At 64.5% G+C, this 6504-nt stretch carries 6 protein-coding genes; 2 read left to right on the top strand and 4 right to left on the bottom strand.

Annotated elements, in window-relative coordinates:
• Positions 1 to 170: 170 nt before the first annotated feature.
• Together ACZ60G_RS14285 and ACZ60G_RS14280 are read right to left on the bottom strand one after the other, a co-directional pair.
• Positions 171 to 1577 carry a vWA domain-containing protein gene (locus ACZ60G_RS14285; RefSeq protein WP_465810459.1) on the bottom strand — a complete coding sequence of 469 codons (1407 nt, stop codon included), beginning with the start codon at positions 1575 to 1577 and terminating at the stop codon, positions 171 to 173.
• Positions 1578 to 1908: 331 nt separating this feature from the next.
• The gene (locus ACZ60G_RS14280; RefSeq protein WP_465810457.1) at positions 1909 to 2799 is read right to left on the bottom strand and encodes an AAA family ATPase; all 891 of its coding nucleotides are present in this window, start codon (positions 2797 to 2799) and stop codon (positions 1909 to 1911) included.
• Between the two features lie 233 nt (positions 2800 to 3032).
• Here ACZ60G_RS14280 and ACZ60G_RS14275 point away from each other — a divergent pair, with 233 nt between their 5' ends.
• Entirely contained in the window at positions 3033 to 3332 is a 300-nt protein-coding gene (locus tag ACZ60G_RS14275; RefSeq protein ID WP_465810455.1) for a hypothetical protein, read from the top strand.
• Positions 3333 to 3667: 335 nt separating this feature from the next.
• Positions 3668 to 4090, top strand: coding sequence for a hypothetical protein (locus tag ACZ60G_RS14270; protein WP_465810453.1), 423 nt, complete (start codon positions 3668 to 3670; stop codon positions 4088 to 4090).
• Between the two features lie 81 nt (positions 4091 to 4171).
• Here ACZ60G_RS14270 and ACZ60G_RS14265 read toward each other — a convergent pair whose 3' ends face one another.
• Positions 4172 to 5143: an acyl-CoA thioesterase gene (locus tag ACZ60G_RS14265; protein WP_465810568.1), complete on the bottom strand. Its 972-nt coding sequence runs from the start codon at positions 5141 to 5143 to the stop codon at positions 4172 to 4174.
• Positions 5144 to 5287: 144 nt separating this feature from the next.
• Positions 5288 to 6484: an alkane 1-monooxygenase gene (locus ACZ60G_RS14260; protein ID WP_465810451.1), complete on the bottom strand. Its 1197-nt coding sequence runs from the start codon at positions 6482 to 6484 to the stop codon at positions 5288 to 5290.
• Positions 6485 to 6504: the final 20 nt, after the last annotated feature.

Here is a 6504-nt window from a genome sequence, read left to right as displayed (position 1 = left end):
CCTCGGCCAACTGCTTGACGTTGCGACATTCGTGCATGGTTATTCCGCTCGGCATACACCTCATCGCAGCGGTCAAGCTGGCAGTAGCCGACCGATCACCTCGGCCAACTGCTTGACGTTGCGACATTCGTGCATGGTTATTCCGCTCGGCATACACCTCATCGCAGCGGTCAAGCTGGCAGTAGCCGACCGACTACCTCGGCCAACTGCTTGACGTTGCGGCATTCATGCATCGTTATCCGCTCGGCATACACCTGGGCGGCGGAGTCGCCGGTGGACCAGGAGCGGGCGGGTTCGGGATTGAGCCAGTAGGCGTGTTTGGCTCGGTCCGACATTGCTTGCAGGGCAGGGAGATTGGGGTCGGTGCGGTTGGTGCGAGCGTCGCCGAGGATCAAGAGGGAAGTGCGGGGGCCTAGAGCGTCGAGGTAGTTGTCGACGAAGCCCTGGAAGGCCTCGCCGTAGTTGCTGCTGCCGAAGCGGGCGACGTTGGTATGGCGAATGATTCGCGCGGCCAGGTCGGGGGTCGGGGGTTCGCCGGGGGTGAAGTGGGCGGTGATTTCGTCGCAGGTGTCGATGAAGCCGAAGCTGCGGACCCTGCTGAATTGGTCCTGCAGCGCCTGGACGAGTTGCAGGGTGAATTCGGCGAAACCCGTTACTGAGCCGGATAAGTCGGCGAGTACGACCAGGTCGGGACGGCCGTGTTTACGAGCGCGAAGAACCGGGTCGATCGGCACGCCACCGGTGGCCATGGATCGACGCAAGGTGCGGCGCATATCGATCTGGCCGCGGACCGCCTTGCGGCGGCGCGCGGCGAGGCGGGTGGCGAGTTTGCGGGCCAAAGGGTTTACCAGGCGGCGCATTTCGGCGAGGTCCTGGGTGCGGGCGCCGAGGAAGTCGATCTGGTCGGTACTGGATTCGACGCCACGGCGGGCGATGTACTCGGTGCCACGGAGTTGGGCGGAGCGCAGGCGCGCCTCGGTTTGGACGGCGGTGCGGAATTCACGCAGGCGACGGTCGGCTTCGATGGTGCGGACGGTGGCGTCGAGATCGGTGCCCATGCTCTCGACGATGCGATCGGTAAGTTCTTCTGGCCGTAGGGATTTCATGGTCAGATAGGAGGACCAGCCCGCACCCGATGCGGTGGTGACCGGGCGCGTGGGCTCGCCGGCGCCGACTCCCCCGTAGCCACCAAGTGCGGTGAGTGCCTGCCGGGCGAGTTCGGTGACAGCAGCGCGGTCGTCTCGAGCGAGTGCATCCACCAGGCGGTCGCGCAGATCGTCGATGGATTCGGACGTGGACGGGGTCACCGGTTGCTCGGCGGTGAGGAAGTAGAGATCGAAGAGCTGGTCGAAGACGGCGCGCTGGCCGTTGAGGCGCAGCAGGCAGGCGGCCATACCGGAGCGCAGGCGGTTGCGGTCGGATAGGCCGAGCGCGAGCATTGCCTCGGCGGCATCGATGGTTTCGCTCGGGCCCGCGGAGATGCCGTGCTCGCGCAGTAAACCGACGAACTCGACCAAACGATCGGTCATAGTGCTGGTGGGCTGCTCAGGGCTGCGCCGCCCGGGTGACGTCACCACTCGGTCCCCTTCCCCGGCAGCCGCACCCATTGTCGGGATCCCGAGCCGTTGCCTTGAAAGGTGCTGATACCGAGATATGGTGCGGCAGTTGATACATCGTCGCACCGCACCCAGAGCGGTTCTCCACTACACGCGCTCGCCCGCGTCCGTCGGCCCGATCGGCGCCGACCCGCCTCGCCCACCTGCCCCACGCGTCGGCGAGATCCGCACTCGTCGCAGACGCCCGCAAAAGATCCGGATAAACGGTGCGGCAGTTGATGGGCGACATATTCATGCGCCGTGCATCGCATGCACGTCCATTCGGGCGCGACTCGGATCGCGACAGCGGCAATCATGACGACCTGTGTTCGTGCGGATCGGCTGCGGGAAGTTCGAGGCGATCGATGGCTATGCGGTGGTCGGCCTGGTATTTGAGCAGTACGCCGAGGGTGGATCGGACGATGGTGCCGGATAGGTTTCGGGCACCCAGGGCTACGAGAGTTCTTGCCCAGTCGATGGTTTCGGCGATCGAGGGCGGTTTGCGGAGGGCGAGTTCGCGGAGGGCGGCGACGGTTCGCACTACCGGCTCCCCCAGAGTCTCGTCGAGCTCGGGGACCTTCACGCGGACGATCGCGCGCTCCAATTCCGCTGTCGGATAGTCGATGTGGAGGTAGAGGCAACGGCGTTTCAGCGCTTCGGAGAGGTCGCGGTTGGCGTTCGAGGTGACGAGGACGAAGGGCTTGCGGACGGCGGTCACGGTGCCGAGTTCGGGAATGCTGACCTGATAGTCGCCGAGGACCTCGAGTAGCAGTCCTTCGAGCTCGATATCAGCCTTGTCGAGTTCATCGATGAGCAGCACGGTCGGATGTGGGTTCCGGATCGCGGCCAGTAGCGGACGTTGCAGCAGGAATTCTTCGGTGAAGACGTGGTCGCGGGTGCTGTCCCAGCTCGCGTTGTCGGTGGCGGTGATGCGCAGCAATTGCTTGGCGTGATTCCACTCGTAGAGCGCGCGAGCCTCGTCGATGCCCTCGTAGCACTGCAGGCGCACGAGGTCGGAAATGGTGGCGGTGGCGATCGCCTTGGCCAGCTCGGTCTTGCCGACGCCAGCGGGACCCTCGATCAGCAGGGGCTTGCCCAGGTGACCGGCGAGGAACACCGCGGTGGCGATGTCGGTGGAGGGCAGGTATCCGGCGTCGGTGAGCCGCCGCGTCACCTCGTCGACCGAGCCAAAGAACTTACTCATCGGTAACAGTCTAGAACCAGCGGATTTCCGCTCCATCCCTGAGGCCGACACCCACCGCGTGGGGGACTCGTCATACCAAAGGATGAATCTCCCTGAAATCGTGTTCGCACCATTGCCATTCGACCGGTCGCGGCCGAGTGTGGACGTGCAAATCGTTGCGTCGCCGGGCATCCCCTGCATCCGGCGAGCAACGACGGCGTCCCCCGCGGACGCGCAGATAGAAAGGATCCACGGTGTTCTCGAGAACGACTCCCCGCCGATTGACCCGGGTGGCCATGGCCTGCGCCCTCGCCGCAGTCCCGCTGACCGCACTGGCCATACCCGCCTCGGCCGACCCGGCCACCAGCGAACCCGGCGTGACCGAGGTGCGGCACCCGCACAACAACGATTGGGATTGCGACCGCCCCGGCTTCTTCGACGACTGGAACCACAGCCCCGGCCGTTGGGACGACTGCGATCTCCCGGGCCGCTGGAACGACCCGTGGCGATTCCCCCGCCACCTGTTCCCCCGCGGAACATTCGGCAGCAGCTGATCGAGAGCAAACGGCCCGGCACTACAGATGCCGGGCCGTTGTCCTGCCGCCAGCCCCCTCAACACCGCCTACCTCTCCAACACCAGCCCGGCAGCTGTCGCATACCCCGTGCGTATCGCGCAGAGGCTATACGTGGGCGAAGTGCCTACTGGATGTGCGACGACCATGGCGCTGGACTCACGCCCGAGAGGCCTTGTCGGCAACCGACTTCGGATCGATTCGGCTCGGGGACACCCCCTACTCCAGGCCTATCGCGCCTCATACTTTCGACTGAAATCGCCCTGAATCTCGCTGCGGCAGGAGATTTTTCGGCACGTGCACGTAAGAGTGGAAGAATGACAATGACGCCCCGTCGGATGCTGGCCCAGGTGGCCGTGGCCGCCGCTCTCATCGCTGTTCCCTTGACCGCCTCGGCAATTCCGGCGTCGGCCGCACCCGCAACAGGTTCCGCCGGATCGGATGACTGTGAGGCACCCGAGCACCGGGACGAGTGCGAACAGGCGTGGCGGTACGAGCAGGACCGGCGGGACCGGGAGGCCCGCGAATGGGCGCACAACCTGAACAATCCGGCGAACCCCATGAGCCCACTGAACCCGAACAATCCGGCCAACCCGAACAATCCGGCCAACCCGCGATACCAGTGGGAGCACAGCCTCAATAACCCGGCTAATCCGATGAGCCCGCTCAACCCCAATAACCCGGCCAACCCGAACAGCCCGCTCAACCCGAACAACCAGCACAGACCGAACACCAACTAGCCCGCGCCGCGGTGGTCCGGCCTCAGTTAGTCCGGACCACCGCAACGGGAAGCCGCACCCCGGGCCAGCCGCTACAACCTGTCACGGCATCGGCACCCGGAAATGGTTGGGCTCGGCATCGGCGGGCACATCACTCGCCTGCGTGAACCGCTCCACCTCGGCACGCAATTCGATGAGATGCCGCGCATGCGCGTCGAGCGCCTCATCCTCCGCGGAAACCGGAACCCATTGGCGCACCGGCCGCGCCTTACCGTTCTCATCGACCGCGACAACAACCGCGAGACCGTGCGCGGCGAGCGCCGGCTCATCGGAATGCGTATCCGTCGACGTCACGTGCACGCTCACGTGCATACTCCGCGGCCCGGTGTAAATCAGCCGCGCACTCACCTCGACGATATGCCCGATGACAATCGGCCGGTAGAACCGGATCCCGCCGAAGTACGACGTAATCACGTGCTGCCCAACCCAATCGGCACCGCAGATATACGCGGCCTCATCGATCCACTGCATGGTGCGACCGCCGTGCACCTTGCCGCCCCAGTTGATATCCGAAGGCGCGGCCAGGAATCGCAGAATCGACGTCGGAGCTGTACCCGCCGCTGTGTAATGCTGCGCGGCCATCGCCTCCTCGATCCGCTTCCGAACCGAAACCCGCGCTCGCGCTTGCCGATGCCGCTCGAGTTCCAGAATCGACGTCGGATTCCATTGCGGCACTTCGACGGTCCGCCGGTTGTCGTCGATCGCGACGAAGATCGTCAGGCACTGCGCCGTCTGCACCGGCTTGCGTCGCGTGGGATCGGTCGAATAGACGCTGACGAGAATATGCATGCTGGTGCGCCCGGTGTGCACGAGATTCGCGTGCAGTTCGACCAATTCACCGACCGCGATCGGACGGTCCAGGTGAATATTCCCGACGTAGGCGGTAACGCAGTAGCAACCGCTCCACTGAGCCGCCGCCGCATAGGCGACCTTGTCGATCCATTCGAGTAGCTTGCCGCCGTCGACCGAACCGGCGATGCCCGCGTCGGCTGGTTTGACGAGAAAGCGGTGGATGGCCTCGGCACGTCGACCGGCCGATGCCGGGCTCGGTACGGAAGCGGGGACAAGTGTGGTGGATGAGATGCTCACGACTCGCGATCTGTTCGGCAGAAGTGGTTCCGACTCCGATGTCCCCGAAGACGATAGGCAACCGCGCCGCTACGGGCGAGTAGCCGGCTCCGCCGATGTGGCGGTCAGTGCACGTGTCCGGCGCAAGCGAGCGGAGATGCGGCGACGCCTCGTCCGAGGTTTGGTGTTGATGAGGGTGATATCACCGCCGTAATGGGCAAGGACCCGACGGTCCATGACCGCGCGCCAGATCGGCGGGACGGCGGCCAACAGGATCATGCTTGCGTAGCCGGCAGGTAGCTGCGGTGCCTGCTCAGAGCTGCGCAGGGTCTGGTAGCGGCGCCCCGGATTCGCGTGGTGGTCACTGTGGCGTTGTAGATGGAACAGGAATATGTTCGTGACCAGACGGTCACTGTTCCAGCTGTCACGCGGGGAGCAGCGCACGTAGTTGCCATTGCGACCGCGCGGGCGAAGCAGGCCGTAGTGCTCGACGTAGTTCACCGTCTCGAGCAGCCCGGCGCCGATCAGCGCCTGCAGCGCCAGAAACGGGATCACCGCGGGCCCGAAGAGGACGATCAGCGTGCCGAATAGCGCGACACTCATCGACCAAGCCTGCAGCAGATGATTGTCCAAGCAGAACCAGCGCTTTCCCTTGCGCGAAAGGCGATCACGCTCCAGCACCAGAGCCGAGCGGAAGCCGCCGAGCATAGTGCGCGGCAGGAACTCCCACAGTGATTCGCCGAATCGGGCACTGGCCGGATCTTCCGGCGTCGCGACGCGCACATGGTGGCCGCGGTTGTGCTCGACGAAGAAGTGCCCGTATCCCGATTGCGCCAGTGCGATTTTCGCCAGCCAGCGTTCGAGGTGCTCGACTCGATGGCCGAGTTCGTGGGCGGCGTTGATTCCGATGCCCGATACGAACCCGAGGGTCACGGCCAAACCCAGCTTGTCGGACATGCTCAGCGCCGGTCTGGCCCAGAGATATCCCGCGATGAGCAGGCCGACGAACTGTAGCGGCAGGAAAAGGTAAGTGCACCAACGGTAGAAGCGATCGTTGGACAAGGACTCGTAATCCTCGTCCCGCGGATTGCTCCCGTCATTCCCTATCGCCCAGTCCAGCAGCGGGATCACCACCAGCACGATGATCGGACCGATCCACCAGAATATTTCGAGGCCGGTATGGACCACGAGTTGTGAAGGAAGTACGGCGCAAGTCGGAGCGATCAACCCCAGTATCCACAGATACCGTTTGGGGTCGCGTCTTTCCGTATTCTCGAAGATCGACATAGGTGCCTCGAGCCTCCAAC

It is taken from the genome of Nocardia sp. NPDC102475 (genome assembly GCF_055584605.1).
Note: the sequence above shows the minus strand (reverse complement) of the source record. Positions and strands in the feature narration are given on the sequence as shown.

Bases quoted from the DNA above. Each gene is read 5' to 3' on its own strand.
- ACZ60G_RS14280 (WP_465810457.1), bottom strand. From the start codon at position 2,799: ATGAGTAAGTTCTTTGGCTCGGTCGACGAGGTGACGCGGCGGCTCACC.
- ACZ60G_RS14260 (WP_465810451.1), bottom strand. From the start codon at position 6,484: ATGTCGATCTTCGAGAATACGGAAAGACGCGACCCCAAACGGTATCTG.
- ACZ60G_RS14270 (WP_465810453.1), top strand. From the start codon at position 3,668: ATGACAATGACGCCCCGTCGGATGCTGGCCCAGGTGGCCGTGGCCGCC.